General features: G+C 60.9%; 18 protein-coding genes, 2 tRNA genes and 1 pseudogene. 5 read left to right on the top strand and 16 right to left on the bottom strand.

Going from position 1 to position 19,213, the window contains the following annotated elements; all coding sequences use genetic code 11:
- Window positions 1-21 precede the first annotated feature (21 nt).
- Together ACILRC_RS11915 and ACILRC_RS11910 are read left to right on the top strand one after the other, a co-directional pair.
- Window positions 22-97: transfer RNA gene (locus tag ACILRC_RS11915), tRNA-Glu, on the top strand.
- Window positions 98-190: 93 nt separating this feature from the next.
- Window positions 191-267 (top strand) — tRNA-Asp (locus ACILRC_RS11910).
- A gap of 141 nt (window positions 268-408) precedes the next feature.
- Here the strand turns inward: ACILRC_RS11910 and ACILRC_RS11905 are convergent.
- The 7 genes and pseudogenes from ACILRC_RS11905 to ACILRC_RS11875 all read right to left on the bottom strand — a co-directional run.
- A pseudogene (locus tag ACILRC_RS11905) lies at window positions 409-567 on the bottom strand (IS3 family transposase); the annotation flags it as partial.
- A 252-nt stretch (window positions 568-819) separates the two neighbouring features.
- The gene (locus ACILRC_RS11900; protein WP_395669590.1) at window positions 820-1,356 is read right to left on the bottom strand and encodes a YbhB/YbcL family Raf kinase inhibitor-like protein; all 537 of its coding nucleotides are present in this window, start codon (window positions 1,354-1,356) and stop codon (window positions 820-822) included.
- A gap of 345 nt (window positions 1,357-1,701) precedes the next feature.
- Window positions 1,702-2,844: a tetratricopeptide repeat protein gene (locus ACILRC_RS11895; RefSeq protein ID WP_395669589.1), complete on the bottom strand. Its 1,143-nt coding sequence runs from the start codon at window positions 2,842-2,844 to the stop codon at window positions 1,702-1,704.
- 707 nt (window positions 2,845-3,551) lie between these two features.
- Window positions 3,552-4,349, bottom strand: a complete 798-nt coding sequence (locus ACILRC_RS11890) for a metallophosphoesterase family protein (protein ID WP_395669588.1) — start codon at window positions 4,347-4,349, stop codon at window positions 3,552-3,554.
- Entirely contained in the window at window positions 4,346-5,344 is a 999-nt protein-coding gene (locus tag ACILRC_RS11885; protein WP_395669587.1) for a diacylglycerol/lipid kinase family protein, read from the bottom strand. Before ACILRC_RS11885 ends, ACILRC_RS11890 begins: the two co-directional genes overlap by 4 nt.
- Window positions 5,345-5,358: 14 nt before the next feature.
- On the bottom strand, window positions 5,359-5,877 hold the full coding sequence (locus ACILRC_RS11880) for a YqhA family protein (RefSeq protein WP_395669586.1): 519 nt from the start codon (window positions 5,875-5,877) through the stop codon (window positions 5,359-5,361).
- A gap of 48 nt (window positions 5,878-5,925) precedes the next feature.
- The gene (locus ACILRC_RS11875) at window positions 5,926-7,014 is read right to left on the bottom strand and encodes a DUF3616 domain-containing protein (protein WP_395669585.1); all 1,089 of its coding nucleotides are present in this window, start codon (window positions 7,012-7,014) and stop codon (window positions 5,926-5,928) included.
- A 250-nt stretch (window positions 7,015-7,264) separates the two neighbouring features.
- Between ACILRC_RS11875 and ACILRC_RS11870 the strand changes: the two genes are divergently transcribed.
- Entirely contained in the window at window positions 7,265-8,182 is a 918-nt protein-coding gene (locus ACILRC_RS11870; protein ID WP_395669584.1) for a DUF808 domain-containing protein, read from the top strand.
- Between the two features lie 114 nt (window positions 8,183-8,296).
- Here ACILRC_RS11870 and ACILRC_RS11865 read toward each other — a convergent pair whose 3' ends face one another.
- The 8 genes from ACILRC_RS11865 to ACILRC_RS11830 all read right to left on the bottom strand — a co-directional run bounded on the left by ACILRC_RS11865 (window position 8,297) and on the right by ACILRC_RS11830 (window position 15,936).
- The gene (locus ACILRC_RS11865) at window positions 8,297-9,601 is read right to left on the bottom strand and encodes a tryptophan--tRNA ligase (RefSeq protein ID WP_395669583.1); all 1,305 of its coding nucleotides are present in this window, start codon (window positions 9,599-9,601) and stop codon (window positions 8,297-8,299) included.
- Between the two features lie 105 nt (window positions 9,602-9,706).
- Entirely contained in the window at window positions 9,707-10,375 is a 669-nt protein-coding gene (locus ACILRC_RS11860) for a site-2 protease family protein (protein ID WP_395669582.1), read from the bottom strand.
- Window positions 10,376-10,399: 24 nt separating this feature from the next.
- Window positions 10,400-11,023 (bottom strand): L-threonylcarbamoyladenylate synthase, encoded by a 624-nt coding sequence (locus ACILRC_RS11855; protein ID WP_395669581.1) that lies wholly within the window; start codon window positions 11,021-11,023, stop codon window positions 10,400-10,402.
- A gap of 14 nt (window positions 11,024-11,037) precedes the next feature.
- Window positions 11,038-11,892: a 3',5'-nucleoside bisphosphate phosphatase gene (locus tag ACILRC_RS11850; RefSeq protein ID WP_395669580.1), complete on the bottom strand. Its 855-nt coding sequence runs from the start codon at window positions 11,890-11,892 to the stop codon at window positions 11,038-11,040.
- A gap of 28 nt (window positions 11,893-11,920) precedes the next feature.
- A complete protein-coding gene (locus ACILRC_RS11845; RefSeq protein ID WP_395669579.1) occupies window positions 11,921-12,646 on the bottom strand; it encodes an RluA family pseudouridine synthase in 726 nt (241 codons plus the stop codon).
- Window positions 12,636-14,846 (bottom strand): ATP-binding protein, encoded by a 2,211-nt coding sequence (locus ACILRC_RS11840; protein WP_395669578.1) that lies wholly within the window; start codon window positions 14,844-14,846, stop codon window positions 12,636-12,638. Before ACILRC_RS11840 ends, ACILRC_RS11845 begins: the two co-directional genes overlap by 11 nt.
- An 86-nt stretch (window positions 14,847-14,932) precedes the next feature.
- The gene (locus tag ACILRC_RS11835) at window positions 14,933-15,403 is read right to left on the bottom strand and encodes an SRPBCC family protein (RefSeq protein WP_395669577.1); all 471 of its coding nucleotides are present in this window, start codon (window positions 15,401-15,403) and stop codon (window positions 14,933-14,935) included.
- A gap of 11 nt (window positions 15,404-15,414) precedes the next feature.
- Window positions 15,415-15,936 carry a hypothetical protein gene (locus ACILRC_RS11830; RefSeq protein ID WP_395669576.1) on the bottom strand — a complete coding sequence of 174 codons (522 nt, stop codon included), beginning with the start codon at window positions 15,934-15,936 and terminating at the stop codon, window positions 15,415-15,417.
- A gap of 153 nt (window positions 15,937-16,089) precedes the next feature.
- On the opposite strand from ACILRC_RS11830, the gene ACILRC_RS11825 reads away from it, so the two are divergent.
- Window positions 16,090-17,037, top strand: coding sequence for a DMT family transporter (locus ACILRC_RS11825; protein WP_395669575.1), 948 nt, complete (start codon window positions 16,090-16,092; stop codon window positions 17,035-17,037).
- On the opposite strand, the gene ACILRC_RS11820 is transcribed toward ACILRC_RS11825, so the two are convergent.
- Window positions 17,034-17,957 (bottom strand): DMT family transporter, encoded by a 924-nt coding sequence (locus ACILRC_RS11820; RefSeq protein WP_395669574.1) that lies wholly within the window; start codon window positions 17,955-17,957, stop codon window positions 17,034-17,036. The two genes, ACILRC_RS11825 and ACILRC_RS11820, sit on opposite strands and share 4 nt — an antisense overlap.
- 161 nt (window positions 17,958-18,118) lie before the next feature.
- On the opposite strand from ACILRC_RS11820, the gene ACILRC_RS11815 reads away from it, so the two are divergent.
- Window positions 18,119-19,114 carry a quinone oxidoreductase family protein gene (locus ACILRC_RS11815; protein WP_395669573.1) on the top strand — a complete coding sequence of 332 codons (996 nt, stop codon included), beginning with the start codon at window positions 18,119-18,121 and terminating at the stop codon, window positions 19,112-19,114.
- Window positions 19,115-19,213: the final 99 nt, after the last annotated feature.

The following is a 19,213-nucleotide window of genomic DNA, read 5'->3' as shown; positions in this document are numbered from 1 at the left end:
TAACGGAAGTCCCAAGGTTTTGACCCCATCGTCTAGAGGCCTAGGACATCACCCTTTCACGGTGAGTACCGGGGTTCGAATCCCCGTGGGGTCGCCAAGTTTTGTCGCAAGACAAACGGCACAAGCAGGAACCAAATTTCTCGCATGAGAAGTTCGCTTGGCTCGCAAGAGCAAACGGTTGCCGCTACCAGGAGTGGTAGTTCAGTTGGTTAGAATACCGGCCTGTCACGCCGGGGGTCGCGGGTTCGAGTCCCGTCCACTCCGCCAAAGTTTAAAAAGGCCGTTGATTTTCAACGGCCTTTTTCATTTATTACGCGCACCAGTGTCACGTTGAAGTGCCCACCTACCGCGAAACCTTAATGAATCTGCATTCGTACCTTGGACGTCACCCGCTTTCGTAGACATAAATCAACTTCCAGTTTGAAGTTGCTCGAACGCAAGCGGGCTCATTTGGTCAAGATGACTGTGCCTGCGGACTCGATTGTAAAAACCTTCAATGTAATCAAACACGTCTGACTTGGCTTCCTGGCGAGAAGCATAGATATGACGCTTGATTCGCCCTTTCTTCACCATCTCGCAAATTGAACCCTGGTACTACCAAAGATCTGAATTAACGGTCCTTGAAAGCGATTACCAGACAAAGACGAAACCTGAGGATCGACGCGGCCCCGATAATTTTTCCAAAAATCTAGAAGCGCAGTAGCGGGCTCAGAGTCTGATGGATCAGTCCGAGCAAGCTACCAAGGTGGACTGTTCAAGCGACCATCAAATGTTGTATCAAAAAGTAAACGCCACAATTAAATAACCACCTGAAATGCGTCAGAACTGGCCAGATATCATTCCCTTGCTAATGATCTGGCCTTTAAATTTAGATTCAAAGAAATCGATTGTCATCGGTGTGGGCCCAAAAAATCCACCAACTTCGACCTTATCTCTCAATGCAAATACAGCAAACCTGTAAGTATGAACTCCATCAGGCGGACACATCCCCTCGTAGCCCTTCGAGTTACCCGAAGTCCGGCCAACGTCACCTTGAACCTTCTCACCGACACCGATATCGAATGAACTTCCACCAACTGGAATGTTAAAAACATTCCAATGTACCCACACTTTTCCTGCTGGCCTCACCGCATCTGGGTCATCTGCAACGATTGCCAAGTACTTCGCATCGGTCGGAATATTCTTGACAGAAAGCTGCACAGATGAATCACTGCCGCCTTGTCGTCCGCAAGCGTGAACCTTATCAATTTTGTTACCGTTAATTGAATTAGATAGAATTAATAATTCCGTAGCGAGAGTTCCAGTTGAGATTGCAAAAATACAACTTCCCACCAAACTAAATAATGCTGTCTTCATCTCAATTCTCCTGGTGTGAGTTATCAAAAGTGAATGGCTGTGCAAGCTGCCGGGGTTTTGAAATTTGCGTGGTGGTGTGAGTAAGTCATTTAGCATAGTCAGCGCTACATGATCCATTCTTTACCTGAAGTTGTTTTTGAGTGAGGCTGAATTGATTTGCCTAAGCTTTATCAGGACTGACGAGCAGGAAAATGATGGCAAAAATGCAGAGAATTTTAATATGTTACGTATGTGCACCATTAAATTGCCCACTAGGTGGAATTGGGGTTTCATTGCAGAAGGACCAAAATAAAACAAATGATTTTTCCGAACAAGCAAGAAACATTGACTCAATTTGAATATGCGTCAATTAGGATTCCATCCACCGCACATGCGTTTCTCGGGATTTTTTTCACAGAAACTTTTTTCCACTTTGAAATGTGCACCGCTAAAGTATTCATTTGCCATCTCCAGATTTGATTTGGCATCCTCGTTGCCTAAAGACGCTGCCTTTCTCCACCATTTCACGGCCAGATCTTTGTCCATGGGAACGCCCCCTGATTTGGCCCAGATCTGCCTGGTGCCCTCCCAATACATAGCCCCTAAAACATTCATTGCACCGTCATGTCCCAGCTTGACCGCCATATTCGCCCACCTGAGAGCTTCGTCGGTATCAGCGACAACTTCGTCCACGCTACCAGCTTCAGAATCCATGAGCATGCTAGCTAACTGAGCCATTGCTTGGGCATTTCCCCGATTCGCTGCCAAGGTTAACCACTTTCTGGCACTCCAACGTGAAACAGGTGATCCATCGTCATGGCGTGCACCTCTCAAGCACCCATCTGTATGAGCGTTTACTAATGCCGCTGTCGCCTGTAAACTTCCATTTAATGCAGCATTTTCAAAGCGCGCGATTGCGCGCTGCATTTGACCTGGCGCAAAGCCATTGAAGCGACTTTGCATGCGATATTTGTAGAGACAAGTGATCGGTAGCAACGCTGGAGCATAATCTACGTCAACTGCGCTTTGGTACATCTTCAATGCTGTGTTGAAGCTTTCTTGGACTCCATGCCCGCTCTCAAACATAAAGCCAATAAGCAGTAGAGAATGTCGATGCCCTGAATCAGCTGCTTTCTTATAGTAGGTCAATGCTTCTGAAGCTGACTTGTCATCCAATCTAAAAAAGACTTTGCTATGTAGGGCTCGCCCATACTGGAAGTTTAGTAATGGATCATGAGGCGCCTCTGTTAGTGCACGCTTGCACGAATCGACAGCTGGATCAACCTCGATGTTGGTAAACCTTTCGCCCTTAACACCGGGGCGTTTTTGAAGGTCATCGGGGTCCGCTGCCTCTCGATCACACAAGTCCCTTGCTTTAGATGGCTTGGCCATAAATTTGGCTGGAAAATTTCGCCAATCATATTCGATTGCAGTAACTACAGATGGACTTAAACAAACAAAAGCAATAGCGACAATTACATTTTTATTTAGCTTTGTGCAAAATGACATCATTGCTTCTCCTCATGAAGTGTGATTTATTTGTTAGCAGGTATCCATATGTGTGTCAATGCGGTGCTAGCTTGTTTCAAGGGATTTGATTTGCGACACAAATGTTTATCTCTTTGAAAACGCAATTTTTTCCAAGTTTAGAATGAGTTAATACTTCCTTATTCGCCTATATGTGCGGCACATTTCACTGCTTTATTGCGCTGCACATCAGCTTGCTCATCGTATGGATTCTCAGCACAAGGTTATTCGCAAAGGTCGATGCTCATCTACCAAGTGTGTTTCGACATGACCGCATACATATTGCATACTCCACATAGTTTGGATGACTGGCATTAAAAAATGATGACATGTGAGACCCATGCGTGGCGGACCATGTCGCTTGAGCGCCGCCTTTTTGTCTGTGTGCACTATCGCAATTTCACCTCCAGCCATGCGGGCAACGTCACAAGCGCGCGAACGCTCACCTACTGCGTACAGCCTACAGGCCTGTAATGCTTATGTCTACTGTGATCAATGTGTGTGGCCGGATGATGGTGTTGTCGCATGGCAACGACACAGATCAAGTCCAGTTACGCCGGCGAGTCTTGTTCGTGTGCCTCTCGTGGAAAGAACAGTTAGCGGTTGTGACCTGCCCCCCATAAACCGTACTGTTTCTAACGTGTGTCCGAACCTGCATTCGGTGGCAGCAAGCTCCCAGCATTCCCCACTCATACCCGCTCCGGCCTGACCTCGCTGACCTTGATCAGCCCGAAAGCCCGGGTGCCCGCGCGGTAATCCCATTGCTCTATCTGACAGCATCCGGGCACCGCGTCCTTGCCCCAGCGCAGCAGATTCACTGAGTTGGGTGCGCCACTGCGCACGCGGGATGACACGGCTGTGCCCGCCTGCACGGCCCACAGCGGACGCGCCAGGCCTTCCAGTTGCATGACGTAGGGGAGGTGGATGTGGCCGCCGATGACGAGGTCGACGCCGGCTTGTGCCCAATGCTGTAACGCCAGCCCATGCCCGCGCAGACGGTTGGACTTGTCCTTGGCAAGAGTGACGGCGATAGGCTGGTGCACCACCACCACGCGCAGTTGTGTTGGATCGGCATGCTCCACCAGCCTGGCGACCCTATCGACCTGCTGTGCGGACACCTCGCCATGTTTGTGGCGCCAGGGCCGCGTGGTGTTCACGCCCACGAGCAAAAGGTCCGCAGTGCGGTGCACCGGCTCCAGATCGGCGCCAAACGCGGCGCTGTACCGCCCGTACGGGCGGTGCATGCGCGCCCACACACCGAAGAGCGGGATGTCGTGGTTGCCTGGGACCGACAGCCAGGGCACGCCCAGGCGGTCCACGAACGCACGTGCCGCGCGGAACTGGGCCGTGCGGGCGCGCTGTGTGATGTCGCCCGACAGCACCAGCACATCAGGGCGCTGCTGCTTTGCCAGCGCCACCAAGGCTTCAACGACCGCGTACTGCTCGGTGCCAAAGTGGGTGTCGGAAATTTGCATCAGGACGCTCAAGCTGTCGCTCCTTCCCCATGGGCACCGGTATTGCTCAGGGTGAGCGCACGCGGGGGCTTGAGCAGGTACAGGGGGCGGGCGTGCACGCGGAAATCCAGCGGCGTGCGCATCATCGTGACCTCACCATCAAAGGCCACTTTGATCCCCCTGCGGCCTGGTAACAACCTGGGTCGCACCACCAGGTGCTCGAACTCGAAGCGCTCCACCCCCGCCGCTTCACCGAGCCTGCCCATGGCACCGTGCAGCATCAGGTTGAGCATCGACATCGTTCCGACAGGCCGCAGCACGAGCGCGGCTATGGTGCCGTCGCCCGGTGCCCCCGCCAGGGTGTCATCGGGCTCAGCGCCGAACTGCTGCAGTTGCAGGCGGTTGTTGCCCACGAACAGCGTCAAGGCCTGCAGGTCGCGCTCCTGGCCGCCCATTTCGATGTGCAATCGCAAACGGCGCTGGGCACGCAGCAAAGTCGCGCAGGCCGCTACAAACGCCACCCAGCGGCTGCGGCCGAAGCGCGCCTTGAAGGCCTCGCGGTCTTCCAGCAAATCGGGGTAGAGCCCCAGACTGGCGTTGACAAGGAACACCCGTTCGTTGATGCCCGCCACTTGGACTGGCGTAGGTACCGAACGCAGCAACTGGCGGACGGCATCGGCTGGGTCTGCAGGAATGCCGTGTGTGCGGGCAAAGTAGTTGAACGTGCCTTGTGGAACCACCCCCATGGCGCAGCCCGCAGCGTGTGCAGCCTGCGCCACGGTGTTGAGGGTGCCGTCGCCGCCGACGGCGACCACGGCCGCGCGGGTGGCAATCGCTTGGGCTGCGGCCCGGTGCGCGGTATCGCTTAACTCGGCGGGCTTGCAAAACAGCAAGTCAGCGCGCCGCCCACTGTTGTGCAGCGCCGCTTCGATGACCCCGCCTTTGGCCTGCGCATCGCTGCTGCCCGACGCTGCGTTGATGACGAACTGGAGTGCCGATGCGTGGTCTATCTCGGGAGGCGCGGCCATGGCACCAAGCGCCTTCAGGTCTTTTCCCGCGTCAAACGTTCAGCGAACGAAATGCCGATCGCTGAGAGCACAAAGGTGAAGTGGATGACAGCCACCATCGTCACGATCTGGATGTTCTCCAAAGTCAACTCGCCGCTCAGGTAGGTCTTCAAGGCATGCACGCCGGAGATCGAGATGATGGCAAATGCAAGCTTCAACTTGAGGTTATAGGTGTTGACATGGTCCAGCCAGTCGGGCTTTTTCATGTCCGTCTTGTCGAAGTGCCCCGTGGTCACGAACAGCGATACCCCGGCAAGCGCCACCACCCACACCAGCTGCGCCACCATCGTCATGTCGACCAATTCAAGCACCTTGATGATCAGCTCAATCTTTTCAAAGTCGCCAAACAGCAAGGTGCTCATCAACTTGTAGGTCTCCAGCAGGAACTTGCCCAGGATGCCAAAGATGATGGCCACCAAACCGACATAGAAGAAGAGCATGGTGAATCGCATGCCGTAGAGCATCGATCCGACCCCAGAGAGTAGTTTTTCCATTCTTAACTTTCGTTGAACACCAAGGGCAGTGAGTTTCTAAGAGTGATTTCAATCGTGGCGCAGCAAATCACCAAAGACGGTGTGCTCGCCGTCTTTGCGATCGGCACCCGGTGCGTCGTACAGCACCAGCCAGCGCGGCTTGCCGCCCGATAGCGCCGGCGGCAGGTCGCACAGAGCCTCGGCGCGGTTGGTCCCACGGCCGTGAGGCAGCGGCACCGACTCGGTCAGCGCGGACTCGAACCGCACTGGCTCGCGGTTGGCGGCCAGCAGGGGCCGCGCGGCAGGCCATTTGAAAACGCGGATGTCGCCATTGAGCACCATCGTTGGACCGGCCAGGATGTAGAGGTCATCGCCAGAAAAGTGCAGGTCCCGCACACCTAGGCCGTCGAGTTGCAGAAAATGCTTGCGCACCAGCGTGCCGCTGTCGTCCAAAGGCGCCAAGCGCAGCTGGTCGCCGCGGGTCTCGACCGCGATCTCGAGCAGCGCCGACCAGCCGCGCAGCACCGGGCCGCGCAGGCCGAGCAGCAAGCGGCTTCCGTCCACGGCCAAGCCTTCGATGTCGAATCCGTTGTCCTTTCCCGGGATGCCCATGTACGGTCCGAAGTGGGGGTCGTCGGCGAGCGCACGGGTGAGCAGGTTGGATTGCGCATCACCCTTGAGGCGCAGCGCCATGCGGCCGTCTTGTGCCTGCCGCACCAGGCAGGGTTCGCCCTGCGCGTCATGCTCAATAGGCAGGCAGGCCAGCAGACGGCGGTTGCCGTCCAGTGCCACCTTGGCCAATCGTTTAGCGTTCTCGGCGTGGCTTCGCTCGGGCTTGGCGTTCTTGCGCTTCAAGCCATGTGAGCCGACCACCCAGAGGTATCCATCGGCCACCGCCATGCCTTCCAGATCGGCCTCTTCGTCGGGTGCGCCGGGAAGGTCCAGCAGATCGGCGAGCGGAAAATCGCGCACCTCGCCGAAGCGCAGCGTCTCGCTTCCCACCGGGTCGAGCAGACGCAGGCGGTCCAGACCGCAGGCCTCGTCGCCAGCGACCCAGAGCCAGTTGCCGGTAAACGCTGCGCCGGAGAGATTGGATTGGACCAGGCAGCCAGGAGAGAACTCCAGGCGGACGGCATTGGCGGAACGGGTGTTGGGCATCGGTTGCTACTCCAGAAGGTGATATGCCAAGCAGGCTGACGAGATGCAACGCAGGCCGCCCGCGGTCGCCAAACCGCGAAGTCTATAGTCCAAGCGCGAGCCTGCGTTCAGGCGCATCCTATCCCCATGTTCTTGTAAGCTTGCTTTTCGTCAGCGCCGGTTCAAGACCGTGGTCCGAAACCGTGCTGCGGTAGATCACAATGCCGCAATACCCAAGCGCTTCCATTCCTTAACTTGAAGGCCCCACCCCATGGCATCCAGTTTGCTCGCATTGATTGACGATATCGCCACCCTCTTGGATGACGTGTCGGTGATGACCAAAGTGGCGGTCAAGAAGACGGCCGGTGTGCTGGGAGACGACCTGGCGCTCAATGCGCAACAGGTCACGGGCGTGCAGGCCGACCGCGAGTTGCCGGTGGTGTGGGCGGTCGCCAAGGGGTCGATGGTCAACAAAGCCATCTTGGTGCCCGCAGCCTTGGTCATCAGCGCCTTTTTGCCCTGGCTGATTACGCCGCTGCTCATGCTGGGCGGATTGTTTTTGTGCTTTGAAGGGGCTGAAAAAGTACTGCACAAGTTCTTCCATTCCCCAGAGGAAGACCGCGCCCACCAAGCCGAACTGGTCAGAGCGGCAAGCGATGCGCAGGTAGATCTGCTGGCGTTCGAGCGCGACAAGATCAAAGGCGCGGTACGCACCGATTTCATTCTGTCGGCGGAAATCATCGTCATCACGCTGGGCACTGTGGCAGCAGCCAGCTTTGTAGAGCGGGTGTCGGTGCTGGTGGGCATTAGCCTCATCATGACGGTGGGGGTCTACGGCTTGGTGGCTGGCATTGTGAAACTCGACGACCTGGGGCTGCACCTGGTGCGCCAGGCTTCCTCCGTCCAGCAGGCCCTGGGCCGGGCTATTCTGGCCTTGGCGCCCAAGCTGATGAAGACGCTGTCTGTGGTGGGCACCGCCGCCATGTTTTTGGTGGGCGGCGGCATCTTGCTGCACGGCATCCCGGCGCTGGGGCATGCGGTAGAGGCCTACGCCAACGGTCTGGGTTGGTGGGGCGTGCTGGTCAGCAACCTCGCCGGTGGCCTGGCTGGGCTGCTGGCCGGTGTGGCGGTAGCGCTGGTGTACCAGGCGGTGCACAAGCTGCGCACCAAGGGCACGCGCTCGGCGTGATCCAAGGCCCTTGCGGGCAGGGCGCAGGGTAAGGGCTAAGCATGCCCCAGTGCGGCTGATGTACGCCGGATGCGCTTGGGTTGCGCAGCGAGAGCAGCGTCACGCTGCGCAGCGCTAAGCAGCCGCTGCGTTGGCCTGCCGCAGCGCGTGCAGCGCCTCTTCGGCGGTGGCGCGCTGCTGCGCGGATAAGGCTTCTAGCAGTGGCAAGGAATCGTCCAGCGCCGCTGGGTCCTGCACCAAATTCGCGATGGTTTGCCCGGCCAGCTTGGGTGCATCAAAAGCCAGACTTTGCAGCAGCACCGCGCCGCTGGCGTGGACCAGCTTGAAGTAGAACTTGCCGTCGGCTTCGCGGTACTGCTTGAAGCTGGCAAGCGCAGTTTTGCTGGCCTTGGCTTGGGCCGGACCGGCGCCGGTTGGCAAGGGGCGCAGCCCCACCGCGTGGCGCAGTTGGTGCATGAAGGGGGTGGCGCTGGCGCGGGCTTTTTGGGCGCCTTCGAGCAGCAGCGCTTCCACCTCTTGCGGGTGGTCGATCAGGTGCTGGTAGCGCGCGCGCATGGGCGCGATTTCTTGGTCGATGCGCTCTAGCAAGAGTTGCTTGGCCTCGCTCCAGGCGATGCCCTGCGCATAGCGCTGGCGCAGCGACTGGGTTTCTTCGGCGCTGGCAAAGGCTTGGAAGATCTGGAACAGCGCAGAGCCCTCGGTCTCTTTGGGTTCGTGCGGCAGGCGCGAGTCGGTTTTGAGGCTGGCGATGAGCTTTTGCAACTGCGCGCGGCTGGCAAACAGCGGGATGGTGTTGTCGTAACTCTTGCTCATCTTGCGGCCGTCCAGCCCTGGCAGGGTGGCCACGGCCTCCTCGATCACTGCTTGGGGCGGCACAAAGTGCTCGCCGTAACGGTGGTTGAAGCTGTTGGCCATGTCGCGCGCCATCTCAATGTGCTGCACCTGGTCGCGCCCCACTGGCACCTTGTGGGCGTTAAACAGCAAGATGTCAGCGCCCATGAGCACCGGGTACATGTACAGACCGGCGGTGACATCGCTGTCGGGGTCCAGCCCGGCTTCGGTGTTTTTGTCCACTGCAGCTTTGTAGGCGTGGGCCCGGTTGAGGATGCCTTTGCCGGTGACGCAGGTCAAAAGCCAGCTCAGCTCGGGGATCTCGGGCACGTCCGACTGGCGGTAAAACACCACCCGCGCCGGGTCCAGCCCGGCGGCCAGCCAGCTGGCGGCGATTTCCAGGGTGGAGCGCTGGATGCGCTCGGGGTCTTCAATCTTGATGAGCGCGTGGTAGTCGGCCAGAAAGTAGTAGCTCTCCACGCCAGGCGTCTGGCTGGCCCGCACCGCAGGGCGAATCGAGCCGACGTAGTTGCCAAGGTGCGGCGTGCCGCTGGTGGTGATGCCGGTAAGAAAACGGGTGGGTTGCATGCCGTGGAGTGCTGGGTGTGGCAAAGGTTGCCGGGGGAAATCGAGGGGTGGCGACGGATGGCTAAACAGGGTGGTGAGTGGCAAACAGCCGGTGTCGATTGCGCGTCAGCGCAGCAACACCGACAGCGGTGTCAGCGCCAGTTCAAGTAGGTTGTAAGTGAGTGCCATCAGCGGCTGCATCCACAGCGCGCTGACCACGCCGGTGACCACCAAAGCCATCACAATGAAGAATCCGTAGGGCTCGATGCGCGAGAGGCCCAGCGCCTGGCGCATCGGCAACAGCCCCACCAAGATGCGTCCGCCATCGAGCGGCGGCAGTGGAAACAGGTTGAAGACAAACATCACGATATTGGTCAGCACCCCGGCCTGGCACATTTTGAGGAAGAACGCTTCGTCCACGCCGGAGGCGCGCAGCAGCTTGAGCGCAACCAGCCAGCCCAAGGCCTGCACCAGGTTCGCTCCGGGCCCGGCCAGGGCCACCCAAATCATGTCGCGCTTGGGGTTGCGCAGGTTGCCAAAGCGCACCGGCACCGGTTTGGCGTACCCAAACAGAAAGGCGCCGGAGGTCGCGAAGTACAAAACCAGCGGCATCAACAACGTGCCAATGGGGTCGATGTGGTTGATGGGGTTGAGGGTGATGCGCCCGAGCTTCCAGGCGGTGTTGTCACCAAAGTAGCGCGCCGCGTAACCGTGGGCCGCCTCATGTACCGTGATCGCAAACAGCACTGGCAGCGCGTAAATGGCAACGGTTTGAATCAGTTGGGCAATATTCATGGTCCCGATTGTCTCAGAGCCGTTTCACAGACCCAGGCGTTCCAGCGGCCCGCGGCCCTGGCGCAGCACCGTGGGCACCTCGCCGGTGAGGTCCACGACGGTCGTCGGCTCGGACGGGCAGGCCCCGGCGTCGACCACGCCAGCGAGTTGGTGCTCGAAGCGCTCACGGATGTCGTGCGCGTCGTTCATGGGCTCGGTCTCATCTGCTGCTATCAAGGTGGTGGCCAGCAAGGCCGAGCCGTGCAGTGCCAGCAGGTCTTGCAGCGTGTGGTGCGCTGGCACACGCATGCCGATCGTTTTGCGCGACGGGTGGCTGACCCGGCGCGGCACCTCTTTGCTGGCTTCCAGCACAAAGGTGTATGGGCCCGGCGTGGCCGCTTTGAGCAAGCGGTACTGCGGGTTGTCCACCCGCGCGTAGTTGGCCAGCTCACGCAGGTCGCGGCACAGCAGGGTCATGGGGTGCTTGTCGTCTACGCCCCGGATGCGGCGCATGCGGTCCACGGCGCCCTTGTCGTCAAGGTGGCAGACCAGGGCGTAGCTGGAGTCGGTGGGCACCGCCAGTACACCACCTTGGGCCAACAAAGCGGCTGCTTGTTTGAGCAGCCGGGATTGGGGGTTGTCGGGGTGGACCTCGAAAAACTGTGCCATTGGCGCGCCGCCGCTTACACCACGCGCTCGGCGAGCAGTTCCCACACCGGGGTGAGGTGGCCGGGCAGGTAGGGCAGGGTGCCGAGTTCGGTGTGGCTTTCGTCGGGGCTGTGGAAGTCGCTGCCGCGCGAGGCTGCCAAGCCGTACTCGGTGGCGGCTTGTGCGTAGGTGATGCACTCGGCGGCCGAGTGGCTGCCGGTGATGACCTCGACACCGCGCCCTCCGTGCGCAATGAACTCGGAGAACAGTGCGTACTCCTCGTTGGCGCTAAAGCCATAGCGCGCCGGGTGGGCGATCACCGCGATGCCGCCCGCCCGGTGGATCCAGCCCACCGCGTCTTTCAGCGACGCCCAGCGGTGCGGCACAAAGCCGGGCTTGCCCTCGGTGAGGTACTTGCGAAACACCTCGTTGGTCTCTTTGCAGACGCCGCTCTCCACCAGAAAGCGGGCGAAGTGGGTGCGTGATACCAGCTCGGGGTTGCCCGCAAACTGCAACGCACCTTCCAGCGCCCCGGCAATGCCCACACGGGCCAGGCCCTCGGCCATCTCAACCGCCCGCTCGTAGCGGCCGCCGCGCGTCTGGCGTAAACCGGCGACCAGCTCCGGGTCGTCGGCATCAAAACCCAGGCCGACGATGTGGACCGTCTTGCCAATGAAGGTGATGGAAATCTCGGTACCGGTCAGGTACTTCATGCCCAGCGCTTTGGCTGCGGCAGCGGCGCGGTGCTGGCCGCCCACTTCGTCGTGGTCGGTCAGCGACCACAGTTCCACGCCGTTGCGGTGGGCTCGCTCGGCCAGGGCCTCGGGCGTGAGGGTGCCGTCCGATACCACGGAGTGGCAGTGCAGGTCGGCGTTGAGGATAGAGGTCACGCAGGCATTTTAGGTCGGGGCGCTGCGTTCAGAACGGGCACGGGGAATGCAATTGCAGCGGGGAGCCGGTGACCGGGTGCGTAAAGGCCAACGAGTCGGCGTGCAAGAGCAACCGCACAGCGGTGGGGGCTGCTGCGCAGGCGGCCTTCTGTTGCGGCCCATGGTGGGGCGCAAGGTGCGCCGGATGCTGGTTTGCGTAGAGCGCATCGCCCACGATGGGGTGGCCAATGGCTTGCAAGTGCAGGCGCAGTTGGTGGCTGCGTCCGGTGTGGGGTTCGAGCTCCAGGCGTGAAGTTTGGGTGGCGGTATCGAAGCCGATGCAGCGCCAGCGGGTGACGCTCGCCTTGCCGTGTTGCAGGTCGATGGTTTGCAGCGGGCGGCGCTCCCAGTCCACGCGCATCGGTAGGTCGATGGTCTGCCACGCGCCGTCGTCCTCGCGGCGGCCATCGCCGTGCACCACTGCGATGTAGTGCTTATGCACTTGGCGCTGTGCAAATGCGGCGCTGAGCTGGCGTTGGACGGCCGCGCCGCGGGCCATCACCAGCAGGCCCGAAGTGGCCATGTCCAGCCGGTGCACGACCAGGGCATCTGGAAAATGGTCCTGCACCCGGCGACTCAGACAATCTTGTTTGTCCTCGCCCCGTCCGGGCACCGAGAGCAGGCCGGCCGGTTTGTGGAGCACCACCAGCGCATCGTCTTGGTACACCACAGCGATACCCGGCGCAGGTGCAGCCGGGCTGGGTTCAGGCCGCATCGGTGCCCAGCGCCAGCCGCTGCACCAGTTCGCACAGCTCGCTTACATCGTTGGGTTTGTAGAACAGCGCGCTGGCACCGGCATCAAAGGCCTGCTTTTCGATCTCGGGTGTGACATAGCCTGAGGTCAGCGCCACCGGCAACGCAGGGCGAATGCGTTTGGCTTCGCGCAGCAACTCCAGGCCGCTGTAGCCTGGCATGTTGTAGTCGGTGACCAGCAGGTCAAACTCCTGCGCGCGCGCCTCCAGCGCAGCGCGCGCCTCCAGCGGGTCGGTGAAGGTGGTCACCACAAAGCCTTTGCGGCGCAGCAAACGCTCTACCAAAAAAACCAGGGCCTGGTCGTCGTCGAGGTACACCACATGCTTGCCTTTGCCCTGGACAGCGGGTGGCTCAGGCGCCTCCGCCACACTGGGTTGTGCTGGCTCGCCGCACACGGGGAAGTACAGAGAGAACACGCTTCCTTTGCCAAGCGTGCTTTGCACATCCACAGCACCTTGGTGGGTTTGCATGATGCCGTGCACCACCGACAGACCCAGTCCGGTGCCCTGACCCACTTGCCGCGTGGTGAAAAATGGCTCGAAGATGCGCCGCATGGTTGCATCCGACATACCGGCGCCAGTGTCGTGAACAGACACACGCACATAGTCGCCTGGGGCGACGCCGATCCGGCCGCATTCGGGTGCACGCAGCTCGGTGTTCTCGAGCCGAATCGTCACGGCCCCACCCGATTGACCAATGGCCAACACCGCGTTGGTGCAAAGGTTCAGCAAGGCCTGTTCCGCCTGGGTTGCATCGGCCAGCACGTTGGACAGCGCAGCCGATTCCACTACGCGCAGATCGACTGCAGGTGGCAGCGTCACGCGCACCAAGCGCACCGTCTCAGCAACCACTTCGCGCAAGTCCATCGGAATGCGGGTGGGCTGCTCGTTGCGGCTGAAGGTGAGGATTTGGCGCACCAGGTTGCGGGCGCGCCGACCAGCTTTGTCGATTTCACCCAGGCTGGTCAGCGCCATGGGGTTGTGCTGTGCGTCCTGTTTAGCCAGTTCCACATTGCCCAAAATCGCGCTCAGGATGTTGTTGAAGTCGTGCGCGATGCCGCCAGCCATGGTGCCCACTGCCTGCATCTTTTGTGACTCGCGCAACTGCGCCTCCAGTGCCACTTTTTGCGCCTCGGCACGCTTGCGCGCGCTAAGGTCGCGCGCGAACAGGGTGGTGATGGTGTTGTTGGCGCCGGCCTCTGCACGGCGCAGCGCCAGGTCATCGGTCGGACTGCTTTGCATGGCAGTGCGCGAACGCAGACGGCGCTCTTGGGATACGCTGATTTCCACCGACAACAGCTCACCGGCCAAGGTGGTGCCGGGGTACTCGCCGAGCAAGGCCTGTGCCGGCACATCGCCTTGCATCAGGCGGCGCTCCACCTCGGGCAAGAACCGGCCCAGCCGGGTGCCAAACGCCGCCTCCGCAGGGCAGCCAAACAGCAGGGTGGCTGCCGGATTGAACACGGTGATGCGGTACTCCTCGTCGATGCAAACGATCGCATCGAGCGAGGAGTTGATGATGGCCGCCATGCGGTTCTCACTGAGCAGCAAGTCCTCGTTGCGTTGCAGCAGCACTTGGGCGCTTTCCTGCAAGGCCAGCCGCTGCGCCAATAAGGGCCCTTGGTCGATGATGGCGCAGATGAAGTGCGCCAGTTCGTCTTGCGGGTTGTCGATGCGGGCAATGTGCAGGTCGCCGGTAAAGCGGCCGTGCTCGCCGCTGCGAAAGAACACTTCGTGCACTTCGCTGGCGCCCTCGGCTTTGGCGGAGAGGAACGACACGGCCACTTCGTCGGCATGGTCCGGCCCCACAAAGGGCAGCAAAAAGTGCAGTGGCGGGTCGCTTTCCGTGGGCTGGAACAGGCGCAGTGACATCGCATTGCTGGCCAGCACCAAACCCTGCTCATCCACCACCATCAGGGCCAGGGGAACACTGGAGAACAGAGTGGCAAATCGTTCGGAGGCACCTTCGGCCTCTTGTTGGCTGTAGCGCAGCGCCTTGTTTTGGATCTCAAGTTCGGCCTGGTACTTGCGCAGGTCGGCAATCATTTGCGCCGGCGCGTAGCCCTGCGTTAGCAGCTCGTTGGCCGGGTCGGTGGCGGCGCCTGGCGGAGGCAGCGCGCGCGCTGGCACCGCGATTCTGCGGCGACGGGTCAGGCCTGCCATGCTTGGGTGGAGCGCATTGAGGTGGCCAAGGTTAGGGTAGCGCCGTGCGCAGAATGCATCGCACAAGCAGCGCTACAGCTCCGATCTCAGACTTCGCCGCCGAAGCGCTTGGTGAGGTTGGCGATGTACTGCTCCACCATTTTTTCGAACTCACTCTCCACCAGAGGCGCGACCACCATCTTCATGAGGCCCGGCAGGGGCAGGTCAAGCTTGCCTTGGATCTGCAGCACCAGGTTGGTCGATTTTTTCCCGCCCTTGATCTGCCAGCTGCCCGATACCAAGGCGTTGCCTTCCCCCGCCACCGGCGTCCACACCACGCTGCCGTTGGCGCGGTTGGAGACGTATTTGCTGGCATAGATGGTTTGCAGTTGCACCGAGCCGACGCCGATTTTTTCCATTTCCCAGCGGTAGCGCCCGCCGCCCAGGTCGACCAAGGCATCGACTTTGGGAAAGTGGCTGGCCGAGGTGGGTACGTCGGAGAGCACATCAAAGACCTCGTCGGCCTTGGCCTTGACATCAAACTCGAATCCCAGATCTATCTCGACAGTGATCGCCATGGCGACTCCTTTTAGTGGTTACGAAGGCGTTGGAAAGTAAGCTGCAGCAGGCGCGCATCGGCACTGGCGCGGTGCCGCTGCGGCCCTCGCTCGGCGCTGATCTGGGCCTTGATGGCGTGCCACTGGTCGGCCTCTTCTTCGGTCAGCAGACGGCGCAGATTTTCTAGCTGGAAGGTCGGCGCCAGCGAGGCAACGTCAAACAGCACGCCCAACCAGCTGTAGTCGTTGGCCCAGCCGTCGGAGTACACCACTTGGCCGCGCAAATCGGCGTTGAGCCTGCGTGCAACTTCGCTAGCGGGCAGGCCCCGCTGAACAATGAGCTCGCGTGAAATGTGGTGAATCTGGGCGGCCTGCTCGTCCCAGTGCGTCCACTGCGGCTCGGGCCGCACCAGGGTGCAGAAGGTGTGTCCGCTGGGCAGCACAAAACCTACTTCAATGGGGTAGCTGTTGCGACCAAATCCGGAGGCCTCCACATCCAGCACCGTGGGCGCCAAGGCGGCGGCGCGGTGGGGGACGATCGCTTCGGGCTGCATGCGGCGGCAATGGTGGCAGGTTGGTTGCGGGATCGGGGCGAGGCCTTGCATTGTGCATGATGCGCCCAGCACCCCCCAGCAGGGTAACTACCGAATGGTCCAGCACCATTGGCGACAATCAACCACTGTCCTGTACCCCCGAGCTTGCCGACCATGCGCCTTCCCGTAATTGCCATCCCGGCGACCGCCACCGCCCAGCTTGCCATCGGAGTGACGCTGGCTGCGGCGGGGGCGGTTGCATTCAGTGGCAAGGCGATCATCGTCAAGCTGGCGTACCGGCACGGGGTAGACGCGGTCACTCTGTTGATGCTGCGCATGCTGTTCGCGCTGCCATTTTTTGTGTTGCTAGCCTGGTGGAGCAGCCGACCACGCAATGGCGTAGCGCCAGCGCGCTTGTCGCGCGGCGATGTGTGGGGGGTGCTGGGGCTAGGGTTTAGCGGCTACTACCTGGCCAGCTACCTGGACTTTGCGGGGCTGGCTTACATCAGCGCCTCGTTGGAGCGATTGATTCTTTACCTCAATCCCACCTTGGTGCTGCTGCTAGGTTGTGTGCTGTACCGCCGCAGCATCAGCCGCCCACAGGCGGTGGGCATGGCGGTGAGTTACAGCGGCGTGCTGCTGGTGTTTGGCCAAGAGGCCCACCTGGCTGGCAGCGACGCGGCGCTCGGGGCGCTGCTGGTGTTTTTAAGTGCGGTGAGCTACGCCTGCTACCTGTTTTACAGCGGCGAGTTGGTGCAGCGCCTGGGCTCCTTGCGCCTGGTCGGTCTGGCCACCAGCGTGGCTTGCGTGTTGTGCATTGGGCAGTTCTTGCTGCTGCGCCCGGTGGACTCGCTGTGGGTGCTGGCGCCGGAGGTGATTGGCTTGTCCATGCTCAATGCGGTGGTGTGCACGGTGGTGCCGGTGCTGATGGTGATGCTGGCCATCGAGCGCATTGGAGCGTCGCTTGCCGCGCAGGTGGGGATGCTCGGCCCGCTCTCAACGGTGGCCATGGGCATCGTGCTACTGGGTGAGCCTATGAACCGCTGGGTGCTGGCGGGCACGGTGCTGGTGCTCGCTGGTGTGTTCGTCTGCAGCCGCGATCGTTTGTTTCCCAAACCCTAGGTGGTTTCAGATACTTGGCGTTTGCGCGAGGACAAGACGATGCCCGATGCAATCAGCAAGAACGCAGCCGCATGGAACCACTGCGGCACTTCACCCAGCAAAGCGATCGACAAGAGCGCGGCAAATAGTGGTGTGAGGTTGGCAAAAAAGCCCGCAACCGTGGGGCCCGCATGGCGCACGCCCGCACCCCAGCAGCGGTAAGCCAAAAGCGCCGGGCCCACTGCCACAAACAGCAAGGCAGCGGCCACCTGCCAGCTCCAGTCCATGCGCTGCGGGTTCACAGCCCACTCGCCCGCTGCGAGCACGCTGGACCACAGCAGACCAAACACAATCTGCCCCATCAGGAATGCGGCCCAGTCGGTGCGGATACTGGCCGGCTCCTTGTGGCTTTCGGTCAGCATCCAGCTGTAATAGGCCCAGACGCAGGCAGCTGCCAGCATGTACACGTCGCCTGCGACCAAGCGCACCTGCAGCAGTAAGTCCCATTGGCCGCGCGACAGCACCAGCAGCACCCCGGCCATGGACAGTAGCGCGCCTAGCAGTTGCTGGGGCCGCACCCCGGCACCAAAAAACAATCGGCCAATGAGCATCATCCAGATTGGCGTGCTGGAGGCCACCAGCGTCACATTCAGTGGCGTCGAGGTGTGCAGCGCGACGTACTGCAGCGAGTTGTACAAGCCCACGCTGAGCAAACCCAACAGCGAAAAACGGCGCCAATAGGCCCACAGCGCGCTGCCACGAGCCAGCACGCCTGCGGCCAGCGGCAGCAGCAGTGCGAAGGCCAGCGTCCAGCGCAAAAGGTTGAGCAGCATGGGCGGCACCTGCTCGCTCACCAGTCGCCCGACCACCGCGTTGCCCGCCCACATCAGCGGGGGAATGACCAGCAAGGCAATCGTTGACGGTGAGAGGCGCTGGGTCATGGCACGCACTGTAACAAGGCACAGCGCCGAGCAAACCCACGGCACAGCGCCAAGCAATCTGGCCCGGAACGCTGCGCGTTCGCGGCTCGGGTACGCTGGCTGGCCCGGCCCAATTCGTGGCAACATCGCAGTCCTTCAGTGTCTACCAGAGAAGCCACGCCATGACCGCCATTCCCTCCCGCGCCATCCGCATCGACCAGCACGGCGGCCCCGAGCAGCTCAAGCTGGTGCACACCACCGTGGGCGAGCCCGGCCCCGCCGAGGTGCGCATCCGCCACCGGGCGGTGGGGTTGAACTTCATTGATGTGTACCAGCGCAGCGGCCTGTACAACATGGCCATGCCCCTGCAACTGGGCATGGAGGCGTCCGGCGTAGTCGAGGCAGTGGGCGAAGGCGTGACCCATCTGGCCGTGGGCGACCGGGTGGCCTACGCCAGCCAGCCGCCGGGCAGTTATTGCGAGGTGCGGGTGATGCCCGCCAAGTGCGTGTGCCGCTTGCCCGATGCTATCGACTTCGAGACCGGCGCGGCCATGATGCTCAAGGGCCTGACCGCGCAGTACCTACTCAAGCGCACCTTGCCCCAAGGCGGCCTGCAGGCCGGCGACTTTGTGTTGTTCCACGCCGCTGCCGGGGGTGTGGGCCTGATCGCCTGCCAATGGGCCAAGGCCCTGGGCTTGCGCCTGATTGGCACCGCAGGCTCGGACGCCAAGTGCCAGCTCGCGCTCGAGCACGGCGCAACGTTTTGCATCAACTACGCCACCGAAGACTTTGCAGTCCGGGTGAAGGAAATCACCGGCTGCAAGGGCGTCAAGGTGGTGTACGACTCGGTGGGCAAAGATACGTGGGACAAGTCGCTCGATTGCCTGGCGCCGTTTGGTTTGATGGCCAGCTTTGGCAATGCTTCCGGGCCGGTGGCGCCGTTTGCGCCCGGCATCCTGGGCCCCAAGGGTTCCATTTATGTCACTCGCCAGACGCTGTTTTCGCACATTACGACCCGCGAAAGCACCCAGACCATGGCCGATGATTTGTTTGCGGTCGTGGGCAGTGGCGCAGTCAAGATCCGCATTGATCAACGCTTCCCCCTCGAGGAAGCCGCGCAGGCCCACCGCGCGCTGGAGTCCCGCCAGACCACCGGCTGCACCATCCTCACGCTCTAGGCTGTCGGTGGCCAGCATGCGCGGCTGCGCCACACGGCGGTGGTGCCACGGAACAGGCCCTGGTGCTCGGCATGGGGCCACTGAAGGTGTCGAGGGCGC

The organism is Rhodoferax sp., from assembly GCF_044236835.1.
Classification (GTDB): domain Bacteria; phylum Pseudomonadota; class Gammaproteobacteria; order Burkholderiales; family Burkholderiaceae_C; genus Allorhodoferax.
This window is presented reverse-complemented; position numbering and strand designations above follow the sequence as displayed.

Excerpts from the sequence above, each read along its gene's own strand:
- ACILRC_RS11900 (WP_395669590.1), bottom strand. The coding sequence starts at position 1,356 with ATGAAGACAGCATTATTTAGTTTGGTGGGAAGTTGTATTTTTGCAATC.
- ACILRC_RS11885 (WP_395669587.1), bottom strand. The coding sequence starts at position 5,344 with ATGGCCGCGCCTCCCGAGATAGACCACGCATCGGCACTCCAGTTCGTC.
- ACILRC_RS11875 (WP_395669585.1), bottom strand. The coding sequence starts at position 7,014 with ATGCCCAACACCCGTTCCGCCAATGCCGTCCGCCTGGAGTTCTCTCCT.
- ACILRC_RS11815 (WP_395669573.1), top strand. The coding sequence starts at position 18,119 with ATGACCGCCATTCCCTCCCGCGCCATCCGCATCGACCAGCACGGCGGC.
- ACILRC_RS11835 (WP_395669577.1), bottom strand. The coding sequence starts at position 15,403 with ATGGCGATCACTGTCGAGATAGATCTGGGATTCGAGTTTGATGTCAAG.
- ACILRC_RS11895 (WP_395669589.1), bottom strand. The coding sequence starts at position 2,844 with ATGTCATTTTGCACAAAGCTAAATAAAAATGTAATTGTCGCTATTGCT.
- ACILRC_RS11865 (WP_395669583.1), bottom strand. The coding sequence starts at position 9,601 with ATGCAACCCACCCGTTTTCTTACCGGCATCACCACCAGCGGCACGCCG.
- ACILRC_RS11855 (WP_395669581.1), bottom strand. The coding sequence starts at position 11,023 with ATGGCACAGTTTTTCGAGGTCCACCCCGACAACCCCCAATCCCGGCTG.
- ACILRC_RS11870 (WP_395669584.1), top strand. The coding sequence starts at position 7,265 with ATGGCATCCAGTTTGCTCGCATTGATTGACGATATCGCCACCCTCTTG.
- ACILRC_RS11825 (WP_395669575.1), top strand. The coding sequence starts at position 16,090 with ATGCGCCTTCCCGTAATTGCCATCCCGGCGACCGCCACCGCCCAGCTT.
- ACILRC_RS11820 (WP_395669574.1), bottom strand. The coding sequence starts at position 17,957 with ATGACCCAGCGCCTCTCACCGTCAACGATTGCCTTGCTGGTCATTCCC.
- ACILRC_RS11880 (WP_395669586.1), bottom strand. The coding sequence starts at position 5,877 with ATGGAAAAACTACTCTCTGGGGTCGGATCGATGCTCTACGGCATGCGA.
- ACILRC_RS11860 (WP_395669582.1), bottom strand. The coding sequence starts at position 10,375 with ATGAATATTGCCCAACTGATTCAAACCGTTGCCATTTACGCGCTGCCA.
- ACILRC_RS11845 (WP_395669579.1), bottom strand. The coding sequence starts at position 12,646 with ATGCGGCCTGAACCCAGCCCGGCTGCACCTGCGCCGGGTATCGCTGTG.
- ACILRC_RS11830 (WP_395669576.1), bottom strand. The coding sequence starts at position 15,936 with ATGCAGCCCGAAGCGATCGTCCCCCACCGCGCCGCCGCCTTGGCGCCC.
- ACILRC_RS11840 (WP_395669578.1), bottom strand. The coding sequence starts at position 14,846 with ATGGCAGGCCTGACCCGTCGCCGCAGAATCGCGGTGCCAGCGCGCGCG.